Source organism: Fictibacillus sp. EA-CB0309, from assembly GCF_055814265.1.
This window is the reverse complement of record NZ_CP169271.1, coordinates 1,306,032-1,330,613: the sequence shown is the minus strand read 5'-3', so window position 1 is coordinate 1,330,613 and position 24,582 is coordinate 1,306,032. Positions and strand designations below refer to the sequence as shown.

Annotated in this window: 23 protein-coding genes and 5 pseudogenes; 4 read left to right on the top strand and 24 right to left on the bottom strand. The window is 38.5% G+C overall.

Features of this window, described 5'->3' with window-relative positions:
• Window positions 1-64: 64 nt before the first annotated feature.
• Window positions 65-187, top strand: a complete 123-nt coding sequence (locus tag ACEWFH_RS07385) for a hypothetical protein (protein ID WP_473726716.1) — start codon at window positions 65-67, stop codon at window positions 185-187.
• 33 nt (window positions 188-220) lie between these two features.
• Here ACEWFH_RS07385 and murC read toward each other — a convergent pair whose 3' ends face one another.
• The 7 genes and pseudogenes from murC to ACEWFH_RS07350 all read right to left on the bottom strand — a co-directional run bounded on the left by murC (window position 221) and on the right by ACEWFH_RS07350 (window position 8,938).
• Window positions 221-1,528 carry a UDP-N-acetylmuramate--L-alanine ligase gene (gene murC / locus ACEWFH_RS07380; protein WP_473726715.1) on the bottom strand — a complete coding sequence of 436 codons (1,308 nt, stop codon included), beginning with the start codon at window positions 1,526-1,528 and terminating at the stop codon, window positions 221-223.
• A gap of 235 nt (window positions 1,529-1,763) precedes the next feature.
• Window positions 1,764-2,861, bottom strand: a complete 1,098-nt coding sequence (locus tag ACEWFH_RS07375; protein ID WP_473726714.1) for a nicotinate phosphoribosyltransferase — start codon at window positions 2,859-2,861, stop codon at window positions 1,764-1,766.
• Window positions 2,862-3,127: 266 nt separating this feature from the next.
• Window positions 3,128-5,857: a DNA translocase FtsK gene (locus tag ACEWFH_RS07370; protein WP_473726713.1), complete on the bottom strand. Its 2,730-nt coding sequence runs from the start codon at window positions 5,855-5,857 to the stop codon at window positions 3,128-3,130.
• A gap of 144 nt (window positions 5,858-6,001) precedes the next feature.
• Window positions 6,002-6,814, bottom strand: a complete 813-nt coding sequence (locus tag ACEWFH_RS07365; RefSeq protein ID WP_473726712.1) for a DUF1444 family protein — start codon at window positions 6,812-6,814, stop codon at window positions 6,002-6,004.
• A 69-nt stretch (window positions 6,815-6,883) separates the two neighbouring features.
• On the bottom strand, window positions 6,884-7,309 hold the full coding sequence (gene queF, locus ACEWFH_RS07360) for a preQ(1) synthase (RefSeq protein WP_473726711.1): 426 nt from the start codon (window positions 7,307-7,309) through the stop codon (window positions 6,884-6,886).
• A 282-nt stretch (window positions 7,310-7,591) separates the two neighbouring features.
• Window positions 7,592-7,918, bottom strand: coding sequence for a thioredoxin family protein (locus ACEWFH_RS07355; RefSeq protein ID WP_473726710.1), 327 nt, complete (start codon window positions 7,916-7,918; stop codon window positions 7,592-7,594).
• A 13-nt stretch (window positions 7,919-7,931) separates the two neighbouring features.
• A pseudogene (locus tag ACEWFH_RS07350) lies at window positions 7,932-8,938 on the bottom strand (PTS sugar transporter subunit IIC).
• Between the two features lie 170 nt (window positions 8,939-9,108).
• Between ACEWFH_RS07350 and ACEWFH_RS07345 the strand changes: the two are divergent.
• Complete coding sequence (locus ACEWFH_RS07345) at window positions 9,109-11,298, top strand: methyl-accepting chemotaxis protein (RefSeq protein WP_473726709.1); 2,190 nt, start codon at window positions 9,109-9,111, stop codon at window positions 11,296-11,298.
• Between the two features lie 301 nt (window positions 11,299-11,599).
• Here the strand turns inward: ACEWFH_RS07345 and mltG are convergent.
• The 7 genes and pseudogenes from mltG to queD all read right to left on the bottom strand — a co-directional run bounded on the left by mltG (window position 11,600) and on the right by queD (window position 16,590).
• Window positions 11,600-12,393, bottom strand: a pseudogene (gene mltG / locus ACEWFH_RS07340) (endolytic transglycosylase MltG).
• A 70-nt stretch (window positions 12,394-12,463) separates the two neighbouring features.
• Entirely contained in the window at window positions 12,464-12,622 is a 159-nt protein-coding gene (locus ACEWFH_RS07335; protein WP_473726708.1) for a hypothetical protein, read from the bottom strand.
• A 416-nt stretch (window positions 12,623-13,038) separates the two neighbouring features.
• A complete protein-coding gene (locus ACEWFH_RS07330) occupies window positions 13,039-13,551 on the bottom strand; it encodes a DUF84 family protein (protein ID WP_473726707.1) in 513 nt (170 codons plus the stop codon).
• A gap of 13 nt (window positions 13,552-13,564) precedes the next feature.
• A pseudogene (locus ACEWFH_RS07325) lies at window positions 13,565-14,634 on the bottom strand (M42 family metallopeptidase).
• A gap of 84 nt (window positions 14,635-14,718) precedes the next feature.
• Window positions 14,719-15,390 carry a 7-cyano-7-deazaguanine synthase QueC gene (gene queC / locus ACEWFH_RS07320; protein ID WP_473726706.1) on the bottom strand — a complete coding sequence of 224 codons (672 nt, stop codon included), beginning with the start codon at window positions 15,388-15,390 and terminating at the stop codon, window positions 14,719-14,721.
• A gap of 2 nt (window positions 15,391-15,392) precedes the next feature.
• On the bottom strand, window positions 15,393-16,121 hold the full coding sequence (locus ACEWFH_RS07315) for a 7-carboxy-7-deazaguanine synthase QueE (RefSeq protein WP_473726705.1): 729 nt from the start codon (window positions 16,119-16,121) through the stop codon (window positions 15,393-15,395).
• Window positions 16,108-16,590, bottom strand: a complete 483-nt coding sequence (gene queD, locus ACEWFH_RS07310; protein ID WP_473726704.1) for a 6-carboxytetrahydropterin synthase QueD — start codon at window positions 16,588-16,590, stop codon at window positions 16,108-16,110. Before queD ends, ACEWFH_RS07315 begins: the two co-directional genes overlap by 14 nt.
• 230 nt (window positions 16,591-16,820) lie before the next feature.
• Between queD and ACEWFH_RS07305 the strand changes: the two genes are divergently transcribed.
• Window positions 16,821-17,129, top strand: coding sequence for a PepSY domain-containing protein (locus ACEWFH_RS07305; RefSeq protein ID WP_473726703.1), 309 nt, complete (start codon window positions 16,821-16,823; stop codon window positions 17,127-17,129).
• A gap of 38 nt (window positions 17,130-17,167) precedes the next feature.
• Here the strand turns inward: ACEWFH_RS07305 and ACEWFH_RS07300 are convergent, their stop codons facing one another.
• The 4 genes and pseudogenes from ACEWFH_RS07300 to trmB all read right to left on the bottom strand — a co-directional run bounded on the left by ACEWFH_RS07300 (window position 17,168) and on the right by trmB (window position 19,409).
• Complete coding sequence (locus ACEWFH_RS07300) at window positions 17,168-17,554, bottom strand: hypothetical protein (protein ID WP_473726702.1); 387 nt, start codon at window positions 17,552-17,554, stop codon at window positions 17,168-17,170.
• The gene (locus ACEWFH_RS07295; RefSeq protein WP_473726701.1) at window positions 17,551-17,703 is read right to left on the bottom strand and encodes a hypothetical protein; all 153 of its coding nucleotides are present in this window, start codon (window positions 17,701-17,703) and stop codon (window positions 17,551-17,553) included. The genes ACEWFH_RS07300 and ACEWFH_RS07295 overlap by 4 nt, the downstream gene beginning before the upstream one ends.
• Before the next feature lie 127 nt (window positions 17,704-17,830).
• A complete protein-coding gene (locus ACEWFH_RS07290) occupies window positions 17,831-18,673 on the bottom strand; it encodes a YtnP family quorum-quenching lactonase (protein WP_473726700.1) in 843 nt (280 codons plus the stop codon).
• Window positions 18,674-18,768: 95 nt separating this feature from the next.
• A pseudogene (trmB, locus tag ACEWFH_RS07285) lies at window positions 18,769-19,409 on the bottom strand (tRNA (guanosine(46)-N7)-methyltransferase TrmB).
• A 127-nt stretch (window positions 19,410-19,536) separates the two neighbouring features.
• On the opposite strand from trmB, the gene ACEWFH_RS07280 reads away from it, so the two are divergent.
• The gene (locus ACEWFH_RS07280; RefSeq protein ID WP_473726699.1) at window positions 19,537-19,821 is read left to right on the top strand and encodes a YtzH-like family protein; all 285 of its coding nucleotides are present in this window, start codon (window positions 19,537-19,539) and stop codon (window positions 19,819-19,821) included.
• A gap of 51 nt (window positions 19,822-19,872) precedes the next feature.
• Here ACEWFH_RS07280 and ACEWFH_RS07275 read toward each other — a convergent pair.
• From ACEWFH_RS07275 to ACEWFH_RS07250, 6 genes and pseudogenes are all read right to left on the bottom strand, one after another.
• Window positions 19,873-20,654 (bottom strand): annotated as a pseudogene (locus tag ACEWFH_RS07275) (phosphotransferase).
• A 314-nt stretch (window positions 20,655-20,968) separates the two neighbouring features.
• Window positions 20,969-21,445 (bottom strand): hypothetical protein, encoded by a 477-nt coding sequence (locus ACEWFH_RS07270; protein ID WP_473726698.1) that lies wholly within the window; start codon window positions 21,443-21,445, stop codon window positions 20,969-20,971.
• Window positions 21,446-21,477: 32 nt separating this feature from the next.
• A complete protein-coding gene (locus tag ACEWFH_RS07265) occupies window positions 21,478-22,266 on the bottom strand; it encodes an alpha-amylase family glycosyl hydrolase (RefSeq protein WP_473726697.1) in 789 nt (262 codons plus the stop codon).
• Window positions 22,267-22,307: 41 nt separating this feature from the next.
• Window positions 22,308-22,940 carry a hypothetical protein gene (locus ACEWFH_RS07260; protein ID WP_473726696.1) on the bottom strand — a complete coding sequence of 211 codons (633 nt, stop codon included), beginning with the start codon at window positions 22,938-22,940 and terminating at the stop codon, window positions 22,308-22,310.
• Window positions 22,941-23,190: 250 nt separating this feature from the next.
• Window positions 23,191-23,394 carry a hypothetical protein gene (locus ACEWFH_RS07255; protein WP_473726695.1) on the bottom strand — a complete coding sequence of 68 codons (204 nt, stop codon included), beginning with the start codon at window positions 23,392-23,394 and terminating at the stop codon, window positions 23,191-23,193.
• Between the two features lie 254 nt (window positions 23,395-23,648).
• Window positions 23,649-24,572, bottom strand: coding sequence for a diacylglycerol/lipid kinase family protein (locus tag ACEWFH_RS07250; RefSeq protein WP_473726694.1), 924 nt, complete (start codon window positions 24,570-24,572; stop codon window positions 23,649-23,651).
• Window positions 24,573-24,582 lie beyond the last annotated feature (10 nt).

Below are 24,582 nucleotides of genomic sequence, written 5' to 3'. Positions count from 1 at the left end.
CAAGAATGTTACTATAGACTCTTTTTGATGATTTGCTTTTTTGACAAGTTGATTGGAGTGCAAGGTGCGAGACTCCTGCGGGACAGGTGGGCAGGTGAGACACTTAAGAGTGAAACGTACAAATGTGGCTCACCGCCTGCCCCGCGGAAAGCGAGCACCTGGAACGGAAATCAACTACTTCAAGTGAAAAAAGACTTGCCGGAATCGGCAAGTCTTTTCTTTATGGAGTTGCAGTAAGCGTTTCTTCGTATGCTCTTTGGAACTTCTGGATATCTCCAGCTCCCATGAACAACAAAACTCCATCATTATATTCTTTTAACACATCCACGTTTTCTTCAGAGATTAGTTTAGCGTTAGGAATCTTTTCTTTTAAGTTCTCAATTGAAAGGTTTCCTGCATTTTCTCTTGCAGAACCAAAGATATCGCACAGATACACATGATCTGCTTCTCTTAAGCTTGCAGCAAATTCATCTAAGAACGTTTTAGTTCTTGTAAAGGTATGCGGCTGGAAGATTGCTACGACTTCACGATTTTTGTACTTATATTTCGTAGCTTCAATCGTTACTTTAATTTCTGTTGGATGGTGAGCATAGTCATCGATTAAGATTTGATCGCCAACAGATTTTTCAGAAAAACGTCTTTTAACGCCAGTAAAGGTCTTCAGCTGCTCTTTAATGATATCCATAGGTAATGTTTCGTAATGACAGATTGCAATGACTGCAAGTGCATTCAATACGTTATGTGTGCCGTACCCTGGAATCTGGAACGTTCCATAAAACGTGTTGCGAACAAACACATCAAATGTTGTACCTTCATCACCGCGATTGATATTTTTAGCTTGGAAATCATTATGATCGCCAAAACCGTAGAACACGACTGGAACCTGTGCATGAATTTCCTGTAGGTTAGCATCATCGCCACATGCGATAATTGCCTTCTTCACTTGCATCGCCATCGCTTGGAATGCACTGATCACATCTTTTAAATCAGAAAAATAATCAGGGTGATCAAAATCAATGTTCGTTATGATCGCGTAATCTGGGTGATATGAAAGGAAGTGTCTGCGATATTCACATGATTCAAACACGAAATATTCACTGCCTTTGCTCCCTTTTCCAGTTCCATCTCCAATTAAATACGATGTAGGTTTTGCAGCACCTACAACATGAGCTAATAATCCTGTTGTAGATGTTTTTCCGTGCGAACCTGTTACAGCGATAGAAGTGAAGTTAGATAGAAACTCTCCTAGGAAATGGTGATATCTGTGAATAGGAATATTCTTTTCATTCGCAGCTTGAATCTCTTCATGCTGCTCACCAAATGCGTTACCCGCGATAATGGTTTGACCTTCTTCAATGTTGTTTTTGTCAAACGGTAGAACCGGAATATTTTTCTCTTCAAGTGCTGCCTGTGTAAAGATATATTGTTCAATATCAGATCCTTGTACGTCATGACCAATGTCATGAAGGATTTGTGCCAGCGGGCTCATTCCTGTCCCTTTAATTCCAATAAAATGGTATTTTGTCATGTATAGCCCTCCACAAAAAGAACACCTTCTAAAAGGCCTATTTGTATTATTATATGCCTGATGTATGGATTGGTTATTTATGCACATTCAGGCTTGATTCGGAATACTTGAACCATTATAGCAAAGTTGGTGTCTCATCACCATGATAGACAAATGATAATTAACTAATAAACTGTTTAAATCTATACTTACCTATTTTTACCCAACTTCTCCAAAATAATGATTTCGATATCGCCTATTCTACAAGCTCAAGTCTTGGATTATGGCGATAGATTCTTCCTGCTTTAGCTTGATGCTGCTCATTCATCATTACATTGTCACCTGTAAAACCTATGTTGATCTTTAAAAGATTACTTCCGACTCCATAAATATCTACAGGAACTTTTTGCTCTTCAAACTGTTCAATTCGTTCTTTCTTAAAGCCACCGCTTACCACTATTTTCACATGGTGAAATCCTTCTTCATCCAGTGCTTTGCGAAGTGCAAATATCAGTTCAGGATTCACACCTCTAGGATCAAAAGAACCTAATACATCTGGATTTCTAAAGAAGTACTGATCAACCATTGTTCTTGAAGTATCAACCCTTACCCCTTTTAGCGTTTCTCCAAACTCTCTAGCAACTTTTAGAGCGTCTGTAATTACATCGTTGTTATAATCAACGAGTGAGATGAGGTCGTCTTCAGGGTATTTCGTGTGATACGCTTTTGTTGCTTCCACAATATCTCCGTTGAAAATTTGAATCAACGCATGAGGCATCGTGCCCATTCCTTTTTTGCCCCACCATTCGTTCATCGCATGTGTAGCCTGTGCAGTTGATCCTCCGATGTAAGAAGCATAACCATCCCCAGCTTGCTGCGCAAAATGATCGTCTCGGTCGCCCATGAAGATGACAGGCTTTTGAACGCCAGATTTACTTGCAGCTTTAACGACATTATAAACATTCGTTGCAACTGACGTTCTTCTGGCTAGAATTCCATCAATCATTCCTTCTAAGAAACCAAAGTTCTGATAAGGTCCCTTTATCGTTAATACCGTTTCGAATGGAGATATTTTATCCCCGTCTTTTAGTGAGTGGATCTCTAACGATTCTGGGTTCTTAGCAAACGTTTTGATAAGGGCAATTGCTTCGTCAGAACCGCATAAGACCGCTTCGCTTTTTTGAAAAAACTGCATCGTTACGATATTATCGGGTTTAAAAGATTCTACAATCTCACATGTTTTAAGAAAATAAACGGCAGAGAACCAGCCTTCTCTGATTCGTTCATCAAATTTAAAAGTTTTATTTGTGAGCCGCTTGATTTTTCCTTGCAGCTTTAATTCTATTTCTTTCATCTATTTACTCCTCATGACTTTTTACATGGTATAAAAAGAAGGAACTATTCCCCACACTATAATAGCGAACAAGGCGCAATAACTCAAGAAAATCATTTGTTTAGTAGTGTTCTAAGGAGGACTGACACTACTGTGATAGGTGATAAGTCGAGTGATTTTGTCATCTGCCGGTATAATTGGAGTTTCGCCGATATCCTAAAAAGGATTCGCCGCTTCTCAATAAAATAGCTGGCAAAGAGACTAATGCCTCTCTACCAGCTATTTTCTTATTCAACTCCGCTGTATAAACGGTTTTCTAGTTCTTCTTGTGTTAAAAGAACATGTCTTGGTTTACTTCCCATCGCCTCGGATACTAATCCGAAGCCTTCCATCATGTCTACTAACCTTGCTGCTCGGTTGTAACCGATTCTAAATCTGCGCTGCAGGCTGGAAGACGAAGCTGCACCGACTTCAATTACGTAATAACAAGCTTCCTCAAAAAGTTCATCTTCTACTTCTGTTGTCTGCTGATGCTGAATCAGCTCTTCACGAGTAAATAGATAATCGGTTTGATATTCTTCTTTAACGTAACGAGTCACTTCTTCAATCTCTTCATCTGACACGAACGTTCCTTGAATGCGGACCGCCTTGTTTGATCCATTCTCCATAAATAGCATATCGCCTCGTCCTAATAATCGCTCGGCACCACTCATATCAAGTATGGTACGTGAATCGATCGCAGATGATACAGCAAATGCTGTTCGGGTTGGCACGTTCGCCTTTATAAGCCCAGTGATTACATCAACAGATGGACGCTGTGTAGCCAATAGTAAGTGAATGCCGCAAGCTCTAGCTTTTTGTGCAATTCGGCAGATCGCTTCTTCGACTTCTTGAGGTGAAACCATCATCAAATCGGCGAGCTCATCGATAACCACTACAATGTAAGGCATCTTGTTTTTATAGTGCTGTTCTTCTTCCATCTTCTGATTATAACGTTTGATTTCACGAACACCGGTTTTTGCAAATTCTTCGTAACGGCGTTCCATTTCTTCCACCGCCCATTTTAAAGCAGCAGTGGCTTCTTTTGCATCTGTAATAACAGGTGTTACAAGATGCGGGATGTGATTGTAAGGAGCAAGTTCAACCATTTTAGGGTCCACAAGCAATAACCTTACATCTTCCGGTTTTGATTTGTACAGCAAGCTTACTAGAATAGAGTTGATACAAACACTTTTACCTGATCCAGTAGCTCCTGCGATTAATCCATGCGGCATTTTTTGCAGGTCAGTTACAACAGGTGCCCCTGAAATATCTAATCCTAGCGCAACGGTTAAGGAAGAAGCTGAATCCTTGAACACATCATGTTCTATTATCTCACGCAGAAACACGGCTCTGCTATGCTGGTTTGGCACTTCAATACCGATTGCATTCTTCCCTGGTATCGGCGCCTCAATTCGTATGTCTCGAGCAGCCAGACTAAGTTTTATATCATCTGTTAAGTTCGTAATCTTATTTACTTTAACACCAGGAGCAGGCTGAACTTCAAACCTTGTAACTGCAGGACCTTTTGTCATGTGTACTACTTTTGCGTTCACATTAAAATTATCTAGTGTAGACTGCAGGGTTTGTTTTTGTTCGTTTAGCCATAAATCATCATCTTCAAGTGATATCTTTGCTTTATTTAAGAGCGAAAGCGGAACGAAAAGCTGTTTTTCAGCATTTATAGCTCTGACTGGTACACTTCTTTCTGTGTTTGCAGCCTGTCTGTTTTGCGGCAATGATTGCCCTTGGCCTTTTGTGGTTTGGCTTTTCCGATCTTTTTTAAGCATGAGTACATTGAACGGAACATATTGCCCGCCACTCTTTTGCATCTCACGTTTCGGCTGAGATACTGCCCTTTGTTCTTCAATTTTAGCCTTATTTTCAGATGGAATTACTTCTTCAGATAATGTTGCTTCTTTCACAAATGAATGTTTCTCGTGATCTTGATCCTGCGAAATTACAGGCTCATTCATCTCAATGAACGGATTGCTCATAGTAACAGATTTTTCAACATGCTCTGGTTCTGAGACTTGATCTGATACTGAAACATCATAAGACTCTTTCTCAAGTTCATACTCTTCTTCAGGTTCTGTACGGATTTCTATTGGTTCAGAAGGTTCATGCTTATCTGCTTCATATTGATTTAGATTTAGACGTTGCGTTTCTTCTTCAATTTGCTCGTTTTCACCCAAATACTCATTCTGCAATGGAGGAATCTCTCGAACAGTCTCTTGTGAAACAATCAAGTTTTCTTTTGTTTCTGCAGGAATTGTTTCTTGTACTGATTTTAATAGTTCTTCAGCAACCGATTCTTTAACGGGAATATCTCTTCCTATGAACAAAATACCTTCAGGCTTTCTCTTACCGTATCCGTACACAGGAGATGGAACGTCAGTTGGTGTAAATCTTGATTTCACCTCAGGTTGTGCATCCTTCGTAACAGGAGTATCTTGAGAAGCATTCTTGTTGCGTCTTTCAAAACCGTAAACAGGAGAAGGGACATGAGTTGCTTTAAACGGTTGTCGTTTTGGCTCTTGACTCATTCCCCCTGATTGGGCAGGGTATCTTCTCTGTTCATTTTTTTGCTGCCTCTGTTCACGAACTGGCCGTTCTTCTCGATACGATTTTTCTTCCCGAACCGCTTCCTTGTAAACGTTCGTTTCTTTCGGCTGATATGTATGGCGCTGAATGGATGGCTTTACAGTTTTTTCATCAGGAATGACAGGAAAACGGAACGGTGCGTTCTCAGGATATTTGTGCAGCATTTTTGCAGGATGCTGTGTATTCGATTGTGCCGGTCTTCTTCCATTATTTGCGAAAGGAGTAGGCTTCTTCTTCGGAGAGGCATTCATTTCCTCTTCTGTCGCACGCTGTTTTTTTACAGGATGCTGCTGATCCTGCTCTTTCTCATAAAAGGAATCATCCTCATTTTCATCATCAAAAAACGTATTCATTAATCTTTTTATCCAACTCATTTTCTCACCTATTTCTGTTGGTTGTTTCTTTATTGTAGCGAAAATAGAAGAGAAACAATAGTCTAAATATTTATCTATAGCACATGCACGTGAAAAAGATAAGAAATAAAAACCACTAGAGGCTCTAGCGGCTTTTATTGTATATCAATCAGTTGTTTCATCTTCTACTGGTTTATTCTTTGCTAGTATAAAGATCGGTTCAAGCTCTTTGTTTTCGTACATAAACGGTAATGCTGTAACAGGAACTCGCCCGTTCATAAAGAATTGCATTGCCATCTGAGCTAAAATATCATATCCTTGTTTGTTTCTTATATCCGCAATGATTAGAACGTCCTGATGAGGAACGGCTACTGCCATCTCACCAATGATTTTCTTCTTCATATCTTCTAAGTAATTTGTATTTAGAATCCTGCTCGCATCATATCCATCATTATGATTTAGAAAATAAAACGTATTTCCTGCAACCTGATCCTCTTTGAAGTTTGTTGATAAGCGTTTCACATTAAATCTTGCTGCATCAAGAACTTGAGACTCATCCACCTTTAACTCCCTCATTTTATCATTCGTTAAAAGTTTATAGGTTTTGCCTAGGTCTAAAGCATAATATATTCTCGTCTCAGCTGTATGTTCTTGATAAAAGAGTGTTTCTCCTTCAGGTGTTTCTATAGGAAAAGATGTAGAGCGTATCACAGGAAAAATAGTTGACAACGGATTGTCATCTGCCTGGTGATGTGCCGCTTTCAATCCTTCTTCAACATAATAAACAAGCTTATCAAGAAGCTCATCTTTTTCTTTTGACCAGCGTGCGCTAAGTCCACCTAGTGAAAGAGATACCCCTTTTCCTGATTTCTTGTCTGTAATTCGAAGTGTTTCTTCTTCTCTATCATATACAAACTCACGGTCAGTACTAGATAATCTTTCTTCTAAAGTCTTTTTTAGTTTGATTGAACTACTCATAAGTAAATCCTCCCTTCGTTAATCAACGCTGAGCTAACGTGAAAAACCTCCGAACGGAGGTTTTTTTAATTACTTGCTGCTATCTTCTTTAAATTCTACTACTACTTCTGTTCCTAGTCCGCCACGAGCGTTCCAGTTTCCAGTAACCTTTAAGTATTTTGGTTTTAAGAGTTTAGCGAGATCTTCCATAATACGGTTCGTTGCATGTTCTTGATAGATTCCAACGTTACGGTAAGATGTTAAATAATACTTTAATGATTTCATCTCCACTAAATCTTCGTTTGGAATATAGCTGATGATAATATCAGCAAAATCCGGAAGACCTGACCAAGGGCATACGGATGTGAATTCGGTTGTTGGAATAGTAACTAGTGTATCCTTTCCTACATATTCGTAAGGAATTGTTTCTAATATATCAACAAGGATTACATTCTCATCTTGAATATCAAAACGTATTCCTTCATATTTGCTGTGATTCACTTCAACTTTAGCCATTTTAATAAACTTCCCTTCATATTAAAGGCTGTTTTCGCAAACGTTGTTCTTGAAAGTAGCTGATTTCCGTTGCAGATGCTCGCTTTCCGGGGGCGTGCGGTGAGCCTTCTCGTCGCTTAGCGCTTAGAAGTCTCACCTGTCCCGCTAATCCCCCAGGAGTCTCGCACCTTACACTCCAATCATCTTGTCAATGAAGAGAATGAACAGAACCAAGAGCAACAATCTTTAGAGAACAGCCATATTAAAAAATCATTTTTTGTTATTATAACATACTCTTTTAATCTATTTTGAAGGAATGTTAAGCTCTTCTAAAAAGGCAACAATCTGCTCTTTTGTCTTTCTTTCTTTATTCACATAACGTCCAATTTCTTCGCCATCTTTAAAAGCAACGAAACTTGGAATACCAAAGATATCGAGCTCTTGACAAAGTTCGATCAACTCATCACGATCAACATAAACGAACTGATAACTCGAAAATTCTTCCTCAATCTCAGGAAGGATGGGCTTGATCACTACACAGTCTGGACACCAATCTGCAGAAAAGACAGCTACTGTTACACCGGATTTAATAGTATCGTGAAATCGCTGAATTGATTTTATGTTTTCCATATTAAATAACTCCTTATTGATTCAGCTTCATATCGCCGAATTTTATATAACCTTTTTTCTTAGCCACTCTGAAACCAAAAGACTTATGATAACAGGTCCTACAAAATGCAAAATAAATATAGCAAGAAACGTTTCAAAGGTAAAGCCCATTGTCCTGAGCGTCATAATTTGGCCTACAAGACCACTTGTACCCATACCTGCTCCTGCCGGAATATTTTCCATTTTAAAATAAAGCGTTCCGATCGGTGCTAACAGAATTCCAGCAACGGTGGGAGGAATTAAGATAAATGGATTTTTCACCACGTTCGGAAATTGAAGCTTTGACGTACCAATTCCTTGTGTTAACCAGCCGCCAAATCCATTTTCCCTAAAAGAACTTGTAGCAAACCCGATCATTTGCGCTGCACACCCTATTGTCGCTGCCCCTGCTGCAAGGCCTTCCAGACCTAGCATCATTGCTATCGCTGCTGAGGATATAGGACCTGTAAGTGCGAATCCTAGTAAAACTGCTACTAAAATACCCATGATTAAGGGTCTTTGATCCGTAGACCACATGACTAGCTGACCAAACCCTTTCATAAACTGATCAATTCCTGGTCCGATGAAAGTGGCTACCGTATACCCTGTAAGTATGGTTATAGCTGGTGTAACAAGAATATCAAATTTTGTTTCTCCAGATACTAGTTTTCCTACTTCAACCGCGATAACAGCCGCCACGTAACAGCCTGCAACACTACCTAATTCAGCTCCTGCTGCCCTCGCAATGCCGCTTGAGAACATAACAAGCGGTGGGGCTTTTAATCCGTATGCTACTGCGGTACCAATGACTGGACCCATCAGCGTCATCGCTAGCTGTCCCATTTCAGTAAAAAATGGTATGGAAAGCTCTTCACCAATGGTTTTTAAAATTAAGCCTACGATAAGAGAGGCCATTAGACCAAGTGCAAAAAACTGAAAACCTGTGATGAAATATATTTTAGGAGATAAACTTACTCCTTTTTTCTCCAGAAAATCCCTCATGTTAATTACTCCTTTTACATTTCTGATAATACATGTCCCTAAAACATTATATCTTGTTTCACCCATGTGTAAAGACACCTGTAAATACGAATTAACTACTTGCTCTTCCTTTTTACTTTGTACTTAAACTTATGTGAAAAAAGCCGATAAAATGGCAGGGAGGGATACATATGAACATGTCGATTCGTAAAAGAGTACAACTGATGCTTATTATCAGTTTAGCCGGAATGATACTATTACTTGCATTTATTGGATTATTTTTATGGCAGAACACCCAAATGGAGATGGAAAGAGAAAATCTTCAGCTTTCATTGCTGTCTAGCAATGATATCCGAAGTTCGTTTAATGAAGTGCGTAAACATGAACAAGAATACTTAAGAAAACCTAGCCCAGATTCCAAACAACATGTATTGTCTTTACTTAGCAACTTGCAAAAAGAAACTAGCAAAGTCGTTAAAAACACAGACAATCCGTCTTTAAAAGGGATTGAAAAAGACTTATCTGCTTATCAGACATCGTTTGATTCTGCGACAGGTTTGACTACCCAGCTCAATTCATTAAAACAGATGATGACTGATACTTCTAACGAATTTTATGAAACAGTTAAAGGCATGAACGACCAAGTCCTTTTAATCAATCTATTGCAAATGCAAACGTACGAAAAAGAAGTTCACATCAAATATGACAGCACATCAGTCGAAAATTTCAAAGAAAGTGCCGTTGTCTTTGATCGGATGTTAGATGAAAAGAATCTGCCAGCGGAGCAATTATCTACTTTTAAATCAAAATTGTTAAAGTATACAACTTCAGCAGATACGGTACAAACGATTACTAAAAAGATCGACGATGATGTAAAAACTTTTGAACAAATTGCAAGTGTTGTGGATCAGTCCACTGCAGATGCAGAAAAGAGTTTGCAAAAAGATAACGCAGAACTTACTAAAAAGCAAAAATCCGTTAAGTTCTGGCTTACGATCAGCTTAATCGGTTTAAGCATTGTAATTCTATCCATTCTAAGTGTAATCGGTGTTTGGCTTATGCGCTCCATCCAATCTTCAATCTCCTCCCTTAAAGAAGGAGCAGCTATTATTGGTGAGGGTGATTTATCCTATCGTGTAGACACTCGCTCTAAGGATGAGATGGGCGAACTAGCACAAACCTTTAATAGAATGGCAGAAAAGATGCAAAAATCTATGAACGAAGTAAAATATGCAGCTGAAAAATTAACAAGTTCTTCTCAAAACTTAGCAGCCGTATCAGAGGAAACGACTGCTCAAAGTGATGAGGTAACCGAAGCCATCTCTCAAGTTGCAACAGGTGCCCAAAGTCAGGCAGATCACCTGCAAGAATGCACCCTTTTATTATCAGGAGTGACAGAGTCCATTAAAGAGACGGCAATCATTAGTGATGAGATCTCAATTGATGCTCAAAAAGCTGAAAATGATGGAAAAGCCGGTACAAATATCGTGCATCAGCTAAACACACATTCTGAAAACTTCTTAGAATTGGCACAAAGCCTTATTTCAGAAATTCAAGATGCAAGCAAACAGTCCAAACAGATTAATTCAATTGTAGAAACCATTCAAGAAATAGCTGGAAGCACTGACCTTCTTGCTTTGAATGCAGCGATTGAATCTGCAAGAGCCGGTGAAGCTGGAAGAGGCTTTTCTGTAGTTGCGAGCGAAGTAAGAAAGCTTGCTGAGCGTTCTAAAAACGAAGCGCTTAGAATTCAGCAGCTCGTTAAATCGATGACTAATCAAATGGAATTGTTATCAAAAGAGACCGTGCGTTTTGAGCAATATCGAATTGATCAAGTAGAGTCTGTTCAACAAACAGAAAAAGCATTCAGCAGCATCATACAAAATGTATCACAGATTAATGGAAGAATCTCTCAAGTGAAGAATGCAATCAACAAAGTTGAATTCGCTAATGAAAACTTATCTGAAAAACTATTCGAAGTTAGTGCGATCTCTGAAGAATCCGTTGCAACAAGTGAACAGGTAAGTGCATCGAGCATCCACCAAAAAGAAGCCATTCATCAAGTGAATTTGGCAGCAACTGAGTTACAGGAAATTGCCCTTTCCCTTCAAGAAGAGGTTGATCAGTTCTCACTAGGGGAAGAAGCTGTTTCAGTTCCCGACGAAAACGTAGCGTTTATCGAAACTTATCAAGAAGTTGCAGCAGCAACTGATGAAAGTGAAACAGATCCATTTTATCTTGATATTGAAAACGAAGAAGATCAGAATCATATTGTTGAAGAAGCGGAAGAAGTGGAAACATACGATCAAATTCAAGAAGCAGATAATGAAAAAAATGAAGATGATGATTATCGCTTAATGGATGAAGAATCGAAAAAATAACTCAATACCAAAACTAGATTTCTATATTTACAGAAAAAGGATCGAACCATCTCTTCAATGTGAGATGGTTCGATCTTTCTTTTGGTGGTTTATGATGTGAACATGTAGTGATTGGAGCGAAAGGGTACTGACTCCTGTGGGACGAGTGGGACAGGTGAGACCACTAAAGGCGCATAGCGTCAGGGGGCTCACCGCCCGCTCCGCGGAAAGCATGTACCCTGGAGCGGAAATCACCCCACCACCCCCTTTATTTAGGGACTTTTTTCAGTACCCGCTTACAAAGCAGTTTTCTCATCAGGTTTTAATAATTCCCACTCAATTGTGTGTACTTTCTATGTTGTTTATAAGTCTTTGAAAAGTAATGACTCCAGGTCCCATCTTGTTTTGCTACAAAGTAATAGTAGGCATGCTTTTCTGGATCTGCCGCTGCTTTTAAAGAAGTAAGATCTGGACTTGCAATAGGACTAGGGGAAGCCCTTTATTCAAGTATGTGTTGTAAGGACTTTTGATTTTCAAGTCTTTTCTTCTTAGCGCAGCTTTCGGTTTATCCAATAAATACTGAACAGTGGAGCATGATTGAAGTTTCTTACCGTCACGTATCCTATTTATAAAAACACCCGCAATGGTTCGTTTCTCTTTATTCAACAAAGCTTCTTCTTCAATAATAGATGCCAGCGTAATCATTTCGTACGGCGTTTGATCTGTAGTGATGGTGAGATTTGCTGTTTTTTCAATCAATCGGTCAGTCATTTGACGAATCACATCTCCTTCATCCATTTTCTTTTCAAAGAAATAGGTGTCAGGATAAAGCAGTCCTTCCACAGCATACTTTATTTTTTGATCGGCTTTTTCATCATTTAACTTTAATTGTTCTCGCTGTTCTTTCGTAAGCGTGTTCCACGTTTTTGCTTTATTAAGAAATGCTTCTCGATCTACAATACCTTTTTCGCTGAGACGATCAGCCGTTTCAATTACGGTCAAGCCTTCTGGAACAACAACTTCATCTGCCTCTGTTTCTTTATTTAAGGTTGAGAGATCAGCAAGAATCTCTTTATAACTAGCTCCCTGCTTCAGGGTATGTTCTCCAGCTGCAATTTTTTGTTTTTCCCAGTTATTGTGCTATAAGCACTAAACAAAAGTGGATTTTTTACGAAACCTTCATTCTTCAACTGCTGTGATAATGATGAAAAATCACTGCTTTTTTCACGATAAAGGGTTTTTCAGCTGTTCCTTCAGCAGGCATAACTTCATATACAATCCATCCGACAAAAATAATAAGAATGGTGAGAAAGATGATTAAAACGCTTTTTAAAGATGTATTCAAAAGAATGTCCGCCTTACTACCTTTTTGTTTCTAATCTGCCCAGATCAGTTCTGTTCATTCAAAAAAGCTGACAGAAAAGGTTTGGTACCTTTTCTGTCAGCTTGTACATCTTTTTTATTTGGCTTTTTTCTAGAGGATTGTTGCTTTTAAATCTTTTTATTGTCTTCTTTGAACAGTTGATTGGAGTGCAAGGTGGGTGCCTACCACATGAAAAACTTCTCGCAAGGCATGCGACGAGGAAGCTTCTGCGAAAGCATTACCTTGTAGACATAGGAGCAAGTATACTTCCTTGAGGCGGGCAGGTGAGACACTTAAAAGTGAAACGTACAAATGTGGCTCAACGCGTGCCCCGCGGAAAGCGAGCACCTGGAACGTAAATCAACCACTTCCAAAAACGACACTGACCACGAAAAAAGCTATTTCTTATGATTATAGACATATTGCCCTAAAAGAATCGTGGTTATATGCAAAAACATCTCACTTCGAGACAACATTCCACTCGTGAAGACACCAATCGAGCCATCTTTTTTTCTAATTTCAGGGTCGTTCGTAAGTTCTCCCATCAACTTCCCGAGTTCTATCCCTTGCTTTAAACCATGAACAACATCAGATGGAAGCAGGATTCTGGCTCCAGCAGCTGAGAAGACATTTCCTTCTGAATCAACCACCGCTCCCCAGTTGCATAAGTACATACCATCTTCCATTTCCATCACGCCGCCCTCGAGTCCAATGCCGATTGCAGCTCCTTGATTTACACAATCTTTTGCTCGGTTAATGGCACCTTTCTTTGTTTCCTCATCTGAAAAAGGCTGAGCAGAAACTAAAGAATCCGAAGAATAAGAAACAAGTTCCGTATCTTTAAAGTACGTTAAAAACGGCTTGACTGCTGCTATTTTTGCAGAATTTTCTGATCCGATTCCAATTTTCATACAACGTACATCCTTAGCTATTTTCTAGTATTGTTTTCAAAGTGGATTCATCAGCTGTTTTCACAAGCTTTACGAGTAGTTCTTTTGCAGCAGCATAGTCATCAACATGAATCATAGAAGCATGTGTGTGAATATAACGAGAACAAATGCCGATTACAGCAGAAGGTACACCATTACCTGAGACATGAACACTGCCAGCATCCGTTCCGCCTTGAGAGATAAAGTATTGATACGGTATGTTATGTGTTTCAGCCGTATCTAGGATGTATTCTCTCATTCCTCTATGTGTAACCATAGTTCTGTCTAAAATTCGTAAGAGTGCTCCTTTACCCAACTGGCCAAATTCGCTTTTATCCCCCATCATGTCGTTCGCTGGACTTGCATCAAGTGCGAAAAACAGGTCAGGCTGAATCAGGTTAGCAGCAGTTTTTGATCCTCTGAGCCCTACTTCTTCTTGAACAGTAGCTCCACTGTATAGTTCATTTGGTAATGTCTCATTCTTTAATTCTTTTAACAGTTCAATAGCTAGACCCACACCGTAACGGTTGTCCCATGCTTTGGCCATAATTTTTTTAGGATTGGCCATCGGTGTAAATGGACAGATCGGTACGATTTGCTGGCCTGGTCTTACCCCCATGTTAAAAGCATCTTTATCATCATCTGCTCCGATATCTATGTACATATTCTTAATACCCATTGGTCTGTTGCGCTGATCCTCAGATAGCAGGTGTGGCGGGGTAGATCCAATTATACCCGTTATCACATCTCCATTATCTGTGTAGATATTAACACGCTGCGCTAATAATACTTGGCTCCACCAGCCGCCTAATTCTTGAAACTTCAGCATCCCGTTTCTTGTAATCTTCGTTACCATGAAACCTACTTCGTCCATGTGTCCTGCCACCATGATTTTAGGGCCGTTTCCTTTTTCACACCAAATATACTGCCTAGTCCGTCCTGGATGATCTCATCTGATACTGGCTCTATTTCTTTACGAACAAATTTACGAATGTCCCGCTCAAAACCTGGTGCACCAGGCAGTTCTGTCAATGTTTTAAACAAATCCAGTGTTTCTTTATTCATACAAAAACAACCCCTTCTAAGTGATCACGTATACATGTTCATTGTACACCTAATCAGAAGGGGTTTTCTAGGTTTATGAAGTTTCTAGTCTTCGTATGGAATTGGGTCAGCAGAACCTGCTTCTTTAAAGCCTTTCAAGCGCAGAACACAGCTGTCACATTTGCCGCAAGCTGTTTCTTTTCCATTGTAACAAGATGTCGTTAATTCATATGGAACATGTAAAGACAAACCTTTTTCAATCGTTTCTTTTTTAGTCAAATCAATAAGTGGTGTTTCCACTGAGATATTCTTTCCTGTTACACCTGCTTTTGTAGCTAGATTAATCGTTTCTTCCATGCTCTTAATGAATTCAGGTCGGCAATCCGGATAACCGCTATAATCGACAGCAGAAACTCCTGTGTATACAGCAGTTGCTCCAATTACTTCGGCATACGCACTGGCAAGTGAAAGGAATATCATATTTCTGGCAGGAACATAGGTAACAGGTATACCTTCTTCTGCCTCAGTTGGAACATCTACTTTTTCATCGGTAAGAGCACTTCCGCCAATGTCTTTTAAAAACGTAAGATCTACGATTCTATGATCTTCTACGTTATAAAATTTTCCAACTTCAATCGCTTGCTCAACTTCTCGATTATGGCGCTGTCCATAATGAAACGTTATCGGGTAGAGGTCATAACCTTCTGCTTTAGCAATACCCATACATGTCGTGCTATCAAGTCCTCCACTCAAAACAATAACCGCTTTTTTACTCATCGTTAAACCCCTCTCTCCTCTGGATGCCAAATTACCTTGTGAAGCTGTAGACTTAGCTTCGCATTAGGAAGTGGATTTTCCAATAATAGTTCGACAAGCCGTCTTGGAGGCATGCTTTCCCAAACAGGACTTACACAAATCTGTCCATTTCGATAGTGTTCAGAAACCACCTGTTTCGTAATTTCAAAATCTTCCTCGGATCCTACTACAAATTTAATTTCATCTTGGTTTTGGAGCTCTTTAAAGTTATCCAAATTCATTTTATCCATCTCGCCTGAAGCTGGGAGCTTATAATCCATCACAAATCTCATCTTTTTTTGCAGATCAGGATGAGAGTTACGCAGATTTTCAAACGGTTGGAGATCAATAGCACCGTTTGTTTCGATATGAATATCTACAATGTGGTCCAAATCCGCCATCGCTATGAGCAAGGCAGCTGATTTTTCGCGGTGGATCAGTGGCTCACCGCCAGTAAAACATATACGCTGTGAACGAAACGTCTTAATCGTATTCACAATCTCTTCTATAGACGCTTCAAACTCTGGTTTTGCAGGAGCATAGCTGTAAGTAGTATCACACCAGGTGCATCGTAAGTTACAATGAAACACGCGAACAAAAACCGTAGGATATCCTGCCTGCAGCCCTTCACCTTCAACGGTTTCAAAAATCTCAACCATTGGAACTGTCCAATGTTTCCACACATCTTTTGACGGAAGATTAAATGTTTTCATTTTCCACCATCCACTCTCTTTTCATAATGGCAAAGCTGGTAGGTGTTTCAAACAATTTCAACTCTTCCAATCGGTGTCCTTGTTTCAATAAACCTCGATTTTGAAGCTCCATATCGATTTGTTCCCATATCCAAACAACCATATTCTCTGCAGTTGTATTCATAGGAGGAAGAACCTCATTTAAATATCTGTGATCGAGCTTGCTGTCTATAGCCGTTTTAAAAATTTCTTTTATCTCTCCAAAATCTACCGCGATTCCTATTTCATTTACAAAACCGCTCATTGTGATCACAAGCTTGTACGTATGTCCATGAAGGTTTTTGCATTTGCCTTCATAACAATGCAGATGATGAGCTGCATCAAACGTAAATTCTTTGCACACGGCTACGCGTTTATTATGGTACTTCAACTGGTCGCGTTTTATATCACGATCCAGTACTTGAACATCTGTTGGAATTTTATAAGTCATTCCTGTTCATCCTTTCGAGTGGAGCACGAAAACAAAAAAACTCTGCTAACGCAGAGAGTGTAAAAAATCATTCTTCACGCTCCCTAGTTTTGTTTTAAGAGGGGTGGGAATTTCGAACCCTCCATCTTTATCATGTGTATCTTATCAAAAACAGACAAGAAAAAGAAGGCTTTTCTTTGTTATACTAAAAAGTAGAAAAGAAAAAGAACTTACATAAGGTGGGAAAACGTATGAATTGGAGAAACCTGATTTTAGCAGGCCTGACAGGTGCTGCAATAGGGTATGTTGTTACAAAAAAGCAAACAGAATCCATCACACCAGAGAGAGCCTTAAAACGATTGAAAGAAAAAGCAAGTGAGTATTATAGTATTACAGGAGCCTGGATCCTCGTTAAGCCCGAAGATACAAACGTGCATGGTCTTTCGTACTCTGTATATAAAGGCGGCTTTTCTCACTCATCCTCTGGAAGTGAAGCTGTCCATTTCGAATTTTTAATTGATGCTGAAACCGGAACTCTTTTACAATTGGATCAAAAGTGATAAAAGGCCCTTAGGAAAAATCCTAAGGGCCTTTACATTTAACGATATAATTTTGTCTGGTTGTAAAGATTGTTATCAATTTTAAATTTTGTAGTAAGGTATTGACGCTTTTCCCAAACTGTTAAGATAAACAATGGAATGATAATTAACATGAACAATAAAACGGTAACAACAATCCAATCCATATGTGTTCCAAGATCTGATTCATGTGATTTTTTGTAGTCTTGAATTTTTGGATTTGCTTTAGCAACAGCAGCTTCTGCTAGTAGTTCATTGTTGTCAGCGTCATAAAAAACAACTTCTGTGTGATCAAAATAAAAAATGTTATCTCTAACCGTATCATAATTAGCGATTGCTACAGTAACTTCTGAAGCTTCTAATTCTGAGTCTTCATTCGGATACGTCTCAATGTCAGATAAAGTCAAAGAACCTTTTTTAGATCCTTATGTTTACTTTCAATACCTTTTTCAATCGTCTTTTTCATTTCATCTGTGGCTGTTTCGGCAGACACTAATGTACCCATTGATAAAAACAGTGCTAGAACGGTAAAAATGGCAACTAACTGCTTTTTCATTTTAAATCCCCTCTCATTTTACCTCTTAAGATATAAACAAAAATTGATAATTTCATGCCTTTCATATTTTAACATATCCTGTCGCTTCCTACATTCACTTGAAAATGGAAAATATGTGACGATTTTTTCACATTTTGGGAGAACGCGGTATTCTTTCTGTCATCTCACCATTCTCATCCCACTTAACAGCACGATAAATACAATCATGGTAGAAGAAATACCATGTGTCTGGCTTAATCCATTTTTGTTTTTGAAAGATCGAAGTCATCGGATAATCATCATAAGCTAATACCCATAACGGATTATGATGTGCATGAGTTGGCATTATATCACCTATGTGGTAAAGCTTTTCCCCATTCTCTAACGTAAGTTCGATAAGCGAATGACCATCACTATGACCGCCTGTATGAACCATCCTTATACCATTTAAGATTTCAATTTCTTCTTTGAACGTTTTTACTTGATGTTGAATAGGCTCCCAATTTTCTTTCCAATATGTATTTTGTGACCTTATATTCGGATTCTTTAGTTCGTTCCACTCAATTTCTGATGTGTAAATAATAGCGTTTTCAAAAACAGGCACTAGTTTGTCATCTTTCCATCGAGAAAGTCCGCAGGCATGATCAAAATGCATATGTGTCATAAGTACGATATCAATATCAGCAGTCGTTAAGCCCTCTTTTTCAAGACTTTTTTCAATTTGAGATTCCTCTGTGACTCCATAGTTCCTTCTTTGTTTTTCTGTTAATTTTCCGGCACCTATTCCAGATTCAATCAGAATGTTTTTTCCTTCAAATCCTTGCAGGAGGATAGGTTCTGTTCTTAACTCAATTTGATTTCTTTCGTTAACCGGATATTTTCTTTCCCACAATGGTTTAGGAACGACTCCAAACATTGCACCGCCGTCCATATGTGTTACTCCACCGTCTATCCATGTAAGCGTTTTAGTTCCGATTTTCCACTGATCCATTGCTCTTTCTCCCTTCTCTATTTTACTCCTTACAAGTGTATCATAAGTAACAATGAACAAAAGAAAAGAAAAAACTCAAGCAGAGGCTTGAGTTTTTAAGTACGAAATTGTGCTTCCATTCTGTAGATACGGTATCCTTTTTCAGAGAACTTCTCTTCATACTCTGTCATCACGTTATCTTGCATTTCACTTTTATGAAGATCCAGGCTCACCTCATTAAAGAACATGCCGTATGTTGACATACTATGAAGCGAGTATTCGAATAAGCCTTGATTATCTGTCTTGAAATGAACTTCCCCTGGTTTTTTTAATATGGTCTCGTATCGTTTAAGGAAACTTTCATGAGTCAGTCTCCTTTTAGCGTGCTTTTTCTTTGGCCAAGGATCCGAAAAGTTTAAGTAAACACGATCGATTTCTCCTGGCTCGAAATAATCGAGTAAGTGTGTAGCATCCGCTCTAATCAGTTTAACATTCGGCTTTTCGTCCTCCAGAATACGATCGAGAGCAGTGATAATAATGCTATCGTAAAGCTCCATCCCTAAATAGTTAATGGATGGATTCTGCTTTCCCATTCCGTTTATAAATTGCCCTTTACCTGTTCCGACTTCAATATGAATCGGGTTATCATTAAGAAAAAAGAATGCCATTTCCCTTTCATTGATTCAGGTTCAATTGAAACAAACTCTGGATAGTCCATCAATTTATCTTTAGCCCATGGCTTAAATCTTTGACGCATATTTTCTCCCCACTTTACAAACTAAAATAATCTTGTTGTGAATTAATTTTATCCCGTAAATCATCTTGCATTTAAGGATATTTTTTCTGAAATCCATAAGCTATGCAATGAAAGGATGTGCAGCAAAATGCCATTAAATCACAACGATCAATTGCATATCATTAGAGATCTTCTTCAAGACCATTACACCGATTGTGCTGGTTCACCATCAGAGTGTGCACAGCTAGAACGCCTTGCTGCACATTTAATGCAGAATGGTGAAGTTCATGAAGAAGTAAGGAACATTTTGACCAACATCAACGAGTATAGTCATACCGGCTTTACTCATCAGCATTTGGAAGACCATATTTCAAGCCATCGCCCACACTTAGAGTCATGGATCAATACGATTCAGACACATCACCCATATTAAGACACTATTCCCTAGGAAATAGTGTCAGATTAACTTCTATATTGTCAGCTTTTAAATCGAACCTGCAAGTTTTTTAATACTTTCTGCAAATTGGGCAGTCTCTTTTGACTGTCCTTTTTCTTTATACCAGAAAAAAGAGCTTATCGTTTGTGCCAATACATACCAATGCATTCTTCTCTCTAAATGATCATCTAGTGTCTCGCCATAGATTCCAAGCCATTCTTCCCAGTTTTCATAAGGTATATAGCTGTACAGCAGCATCCCTAAATCAAGTGCAGGATCAGCGATCATCGCTCCGTCCCAATCAATTAAGAACAGTTCGTTAGAATCACTTAACAGCCAATTGTTATGGTTAACATCACAATGACACACGACTAAATCATCAACCTCAACTTCAGATGCGGTTTCCATGAGATAGGCAAAAGAATCATTAATAATTTCGAGATAGTCTTTTTCTTTTCGCATTTGTAATTGAATATCATTTAAAAGATCAACCGGTGTTAACCTTTTCTTTTCAAGCCGATTCATCATACCGAGGAGTTCCTGCGAACGATGAATTTTCGCTAAAAGTTCAGCTACATTTTCACTTTTCATATCAGCTGCTTTTAATTCCCGGCCGTTCAGCCATTGTTGAGCTGTGATTACATCCCCATTACCCAGTCTTTTCGTCCATAAAAGTTTAGGGACAATTCCTTCAGCTGAAAGAACAGCTAAAAACGGAGAGGAATTACGCTTTAAAAACAGTTTTTGGTTCCCATATTCAGCTATATATGCTTCTCCTGTTGCTCCACCAGCAGGGAAACCTGCCAATCTTCTCCCAAAATCTGTTCCAAATTGTTCACCTTCTTGTCTAGTTAAGAAATCCGTTTTTAAATTGTTCATTCAACAAAGTATACCATTTCCGTATCTAAATAAATTACTGCGAAGTCATTATTTTAACACAAAAAAACAAGAAAAGCACTTGATTCTTCATACTTTACAAACCTATACACGATATAATAGCGAAAAAGACAATGGATGTAATGTGTAACAATCAGAGCTTATTACTTTTTCATTGCACCTTTCATCTTCAATCACTACGCTCCAACTTTCTTGGTCAAGAGGAATGCTTATTGGCTTTAATGTTTGATTAAAAAGTAACAAGACGTTATTCCAATACGTCTTCTCTCCTTTTATCGGACAAAGGAAGTTGTAATTTAAATCCTATTGCGCCATCTGGAACTTTCCATTCAATGACTTCACTTGTATTATCTCGAAAAATAGCTTGTTCTTTTCTAATTCTTATTAGATGTCTAAAGTAAGTAACAGCATAATGATAATACTCACATCTGTTCCAATCGATTGCATTAATCTTATCAGGAAGATTATAGCTATTTTCAGCTCCGTTTTTCGTTCTGAAAAACTCTTGTCCGGCATGTATAAAAGGTACACCGCGTGCAAAAATCGTGAAAGCTAAAGCAAGCTGCTGACGTTTTCTTCGGATATTTTCACTTTCGTGTGGATGCCGAATGGACAGCAGGTCGTACAATGTATGATTATCATGACATTCCGTATAGTTAATGCTTTGTTCAGCGTTTAAAAATTTGTCGTGATTTCCAGCATACCCTCTCATAACATGTGCCATTTGGTGTTTAATGCGATCCTCTTGATTTCCATTTATAAAACCGCTGTGACCTTCTGTAAAGATACTTCCTTTAACATGATCACGAAATGCATCATTAAAGAAAGAGTAGTCAGGCATCTTTTTCGCTGATAAGAGGGAGGCTTTTTCTCAGGTTCTAAATACGTATTTAAGTCCCAGCCTTCTCCTAACAAAAATACTCCGGGATTTAACGATTTTAACTTTTTTGCTGCCAGATTCATTGTTTCAACATCATGTATTCCCATCAGGTCGAAGCGAAAGCCATCAACTTTGTATTCATTCATCCAAAATGTGAGAGCATCCAGAATAAACTTTCGCATCATTTTTCTTTCTGAAGCTGTATCGTTCCCAACTCCTGTTCCGTTTACAGGGTTACCGCCATCATCATAACGAAAATAATATCCAGGAACAAGCTTTTCAAACGATGACTCTTCCAGTTTATATACATGGTTAAAAACAACATCTAATATCACAGAAAACCCATTGTTTTGAAGGCTTTGAAAGAGCATCTTGAGTTCTTTAATTCTGCATACAGGGTCATGTGGATTCGTGGAGTATGATCCTTCAGGTGCCAGAAAGTGGACAGGATCATATCCCCAGTTATACTCTTTATCCGGCTTCGTTTCATCAACACTTCCAAAGTCAGCCACGGGCATTAACTGTACATGACTAACACCTAAACTCTTTAAATAATCCAATCCTGTAGGATAGCCTTTTGATGTTGTAGTTTGTATTTCTGTTAATCCTAAATACTTGCCTTTATTTTTGATACCGCTGTCAGAATGTATCGTAAAATCACGCACATGAACTTCATAAATAATGCTGTTCGTTTTTGAGCGGAGGTTTATCTTTTTTCTGACCGATTCCAGTCTGCAGGATCTGTTTCAGGAAGATGAATAACAACGGATTTCCCACCATTTATTGTAACTGATCGTGAATACGGATCAGTCGTTTCTACCCATTCATGATTTACTTTTGCCAAATAGGTATACTCAGTCAAATGATGATTGCCTTCTAAAGTAATATGCCACAATCCTTTTTCAGTTCGATTCATCTTCCGCTCAAAATAAGAGTTGGAGTGAGCCGGTTTGTACTTGAGTCTAATCTCATAAGCAACTGGTGACCACACCTTGAACGTAGTGAACTCAGGTGTAAAGTTCGCTCCAAGGACACTATCATCATAAAAAAGGGTATCAAACTTTTCTGTCCTAACGATACTTCCTACCATCAAGGGGATTCTTCTCTCGTTATAGGCAACCCAATATTCCTTATTAAGATCAAACGGTATTGATGTTTTGCATTTATATATCATCTGTTCATGATAATGTTCTTGTTCATCAATCGTTAATGGCTGAACAGTCCCTTTGTCATCTACCAATGAAAGTGAAGGGATGATCGAAAAGGGTTTATTCGCTACAATTGTTATCTTTGAAAAATCATCTATATAAGCCGCCAACGAAATGCTATCTAAACTCATCAGTCACACCCCTTTAAATCGCTATTACATCATATTGAACTTAATTTCATTTTGTTATTCCTTTATATGAAAAAAGAGGGGCTGACCCAAAAGTAAGATAAACTCCCTTTAGGCAGCCCCGCATTTTTTATTTTTACAAAAATAAAAAATAAGAACATATAGTATCCCGTATATTATCGATTTTATATAAAGGTTTTATGATTCGGTCACCTCTAAAAAATAGCACGATTTTAACAATTTTTCGTCATAATCACTCAGCATTTAAATATTTGTTCTTTAGGATTCTGCCCGTGATGACAAGAGCAGCGTAAATGATCACTGGAACGATAATCCCGATCATCAGCTGGTCATTCGTTATATTTAATAGCCAATCCTTAACTCCGGATTTCTTTTGAATTAAAGCAACCCAGAGAACTGTAAAAAGTGCAATATTAAAAAAATCTGTCCATTTCATTCTTATTCCCCACTCAACTATTTTTATATTTTGGCTGTTTTCTAAAAGATTGTTGCTTTCCAATCTCATTTTTATTTTCTTCTGTGACAGTTGATTGGAGTGCAAGGTGGCGAGACTCCTGCGGGACAGGCGGGCAGGTGAGACACTTAAGAGTGAAACGTACAAATGTGGCTCACCGCGTGCCCCGCGGAAAGCGAGCAACCTGGAGCGGAAATCAACTACTTTCAAGGGCAAAAATAGTCACGAAGAAAGTATTATATTTTCACAGAAACAGAGGCTGGTTGGATATCAATTTCAACCGGTGTTGTTCCTTTGTATTCACCATCAGCATGGATAGCCACTGGCTGTTTCGTTGCAACTGCTATTTCTTTTCCTTTAAATTGAGAAACACCCTGCACTTTCACATGTCCACCCCAAAAGACAGATATAAAAAGCAGCAATAGTTTTAAAATTGATAGATTATGTACAACACAAACATCTAAAACTCCGTCGTTGTATTTGGCTTCAGGACAAATTTTCATGCCCCCTCCATAATAGGGCATGTTTCCAACAGCCACAAGCCAGACGTTATGAAAAACGTGCTCTCTTCCGTCTATTTTTATTTCCATTGTACCTGGTCTATAAAATCTTAAGACTTTAAATAATGTGAATACGTAAGCAAGCGTTCCTAATTTTAGCTTATGTAAATACTTTTTGTATATTGCCTCATTTGTGTACTTTGCTACTTCTCCGTCTAGACCAATACCAATAGCACTAATAAATGCTTGGCTATTCTTGCTTCTTCCTGTTAATTGCATTATCCCTGAGTCAGCTTTAATTATCCGATTACGCTTTAAATAAGAGATTTGTCTTTTAACGCCTTTTACCTCTTTAGTGAGCACACGAACGATGTCGTTTCCAGACCCACCAGAAATGAACCCCAGCGGAATACTTTCATGATCTTTAATCCCATTAAACACTTCATGGATTGTACCATCACCGCCTACAGCAATGACAGCCTTTATTAAATCTTTGTTTATGTATGTAATCTTTTTCGCAATTTCAATGGCATGACCGCTATATTCTGTATAGAACGTTCTATAGGGAATCTCTTCCTGATCCATCGCCTTTTTTAAAGAGTTGAATGTTTTTACAGCTTTTGCATTGTTTGCGTTAATAATAAAAAAGTACTTTTTCATTCAGCGAGTC

What these genes read in the sequence shown, in the direction of transcription:
- murC (WP_473726715.1), bottom strand. Translation starts at nt 1,528, where the DNA reads ATGACAAAATACCATTTTATTGGAATTAAAGGGACAGGAATGAGCCCG.
- ACEWFH_RS07375 (WP_473726714.1), bottom strand. Translation starts at nt 2,861, where the DNA reads ATGAAAGAAATAGAATTAAAGCTGCAAGGAAAAATCAAGCGGCTCACA.
- ACEWFH_RS07370 (WP_473726713.1), bottom strand. Translation starts at nt 5,857, where the DNA reads ATGAGTTGGATAAAAAGATTAATGAATACGTTTTTTGATGATGAAAAT.
- ACEWFH_RS07365 (WP_473726712.1), bottom strand. Translation starts at nt 6,814, where the DNA reads ATGAGTAGTTCAATCAAACTAAAAAAGACTTTAGAAGAAAGATTATCT.
- queF (WP_473726711.1), bottom strand. Translation starts at nt 7,309, where the DNA reads ATGGCTAAAGTTGAAGTGAATCACAGCAAATATGAAGGAATACGTTTT.
- ACEWFH_RS07355 (WP_473726710.1), bottom strand. Translation starts at nt 7,918, where the DNA reads ATGGAAAACATAAAATCAATTCAGCGATTTCACGATACTATTAAATCC.
- ACEWFH_RS07345 (WP_473726709.1), top strand. Translation starts at nt 9,109, where the DNA reads ATGAACATGTCGATTCGTAAAAGAGTACAACTGATGCTTATTATCAGT.
- ACEWFH_RS07330 (WP_473726707.1), bottom strand. Translation starts at nt 13,551, where the DNA reads ATGAAAATTGGAATCGGATCAGAAAATTCTGCAAAAATAGCAGCAGTC.
- queC (WP_473726706.1), bottom strand. Translation starts at nt 15,390, where the DNA reads ATGAGTAAAAAAGCGGTTATTGTTTTGAGTGGAGGACTTGATAGCACG.
- ACEWFH_RS07315 (WP_473726705.1), bottom strand. Translation starts at nt 16,121, where the DNA reads ATGAAAACATTTAATCTTCCGTCAAAAGATGTGTGGAAACATTGGACA.
- queD (WP_473726704.1), bottom strand. Translation starts at nt 16,590, where the DNA reads ATGACTTATAAAATTCCAACAGATGTTCAAGTACTGGATCGTGATATA.
- ACEWFH_RS07305 (WP_473726703.1), top strand. Translation starts at nt 16,821, where the DNA reads ATGAATTGGAGAAACCTGATTTTAGCAGGCCTGACAGGTGCTGCAATA.
- ACEWFH_RS07295 (WP_473726701.1), bottom strand. Translation starts at nt 17,703, where the DNA reads ATGAAAAAGCAGTTAGTTGCCATTTTTACCGTTCTAGCACTGTTTTTA.
- ACEWFH_RS07290 (WP_473726700.1), bottom strand. Translation starts at nt 18,673, where the DNA reads ATGGATCAGTGGAAAATCGGAACTAAAACGCTTACATGGATAGACGGT.
- ACEWFH_RS07280 (WP_473726699.1), top strand. Translation starts at nt 19,537, where the DNA reads ATGCCATTAAATCACAACGATCAATTGCATATCATTAGAGATCTTCTT.
- ACEWFH_RS07270 (WP_473726698.1), bottom strand. Translation starts at nt 21,445, where the DNA reads ATGGCACATGTTATGAGAGGGTATGCTGGAAATCACGACAAATTTTTA.
- ACEWFH_RS07260 (WP_473726696.1), bottom strand. Translation starts at nt 22,940, where the DNA reads ATGAGTTTAGATAGCATTTCGTTGGCGGCTTATATAGATGATTTTTCA.
- ACEWFH_RS07255 (WP_473726695.1), bottom strand. Translation starts at nt 23,394, where the DNA reads ATGAAATGGACAGATTTTTTTAATATTGCACTTTTTACAGTTCTCTGG.
- ACEWFH_RS07250 (WP_473726694.1), bottom strand. Translation starts at nt 24,572, where the DNA reads ATGAAAAAGTACTTTTTTATTATTAACGCAAACAATGCAAAAGCTGTA.